The 397-nt window shown below is 75.3% G+C and carries 1 pseudogene; it reads right to left on the bottom strand.

The window, feature by feature from the left end:
• Nucleotides 1-153: 153 nt before the first annotated feature.
• A pseudogene (locus JHD67_RS21565) lies at nucleotides 154-252 on the bottom strand (16S rRNA (uracil(1498)-N(3))-methyltransferase); the annotation flags it as partial.
• Nucleotides 253-397 lie beyond the last annotated feature (145 nt).

Here is a 397-nt window from a genome sequence, read left to right as displayed (position 1 = left end):
CCCCCCCCCCCCCCCCCCCCCCCCCCCCCCCCCCCCCCCCCCCCCCCCCCCCCCCCCCCCCCCCCCCCCCCCCCTTTCCAACCCCACGCCGCCACCCGAGATTCGGTCACGGGTCTCGTGGGCTCGGAGATGTGTATAAGAGACAGACCTGTGATCGCCGTGCAGGGCCTGCAAGGCAGCCAGTGCCGCCAGGCCCGCCGTCTCTGTGCGCAGGATGCGCGGTCCCAGTTGTAAGCCTGCAAAACCCGCGTCTGTCTCTTATACACATCTGACGCTGCCGACGACAACGTTCGGGTGTAGATCTCGGGGGTGGGCGGATCATTGAAAGGGGGGGGGGGGGGGGGGGGGGGGGGGGGGGGGGGGGGGGGGGGGGGGGGGGGGGGGGGGGGGGGGGGGG

Origin of the sequence: Dyella sp. ASV21 (genome assembly GCF_016428975.1) — a bacterium.
Taxonomy (GTDB): domain Bacteria; phylum Pseudomonadota; class Gammaproteobacteria; order Xanthomonadales; family Rhodanobacteraceae; genus Dyella.
The sequence above is the reverse complement of the archived record's forward strand: the minus strand, read 5'-3'. Positions and strand labels throughout refer to the sequence as shown.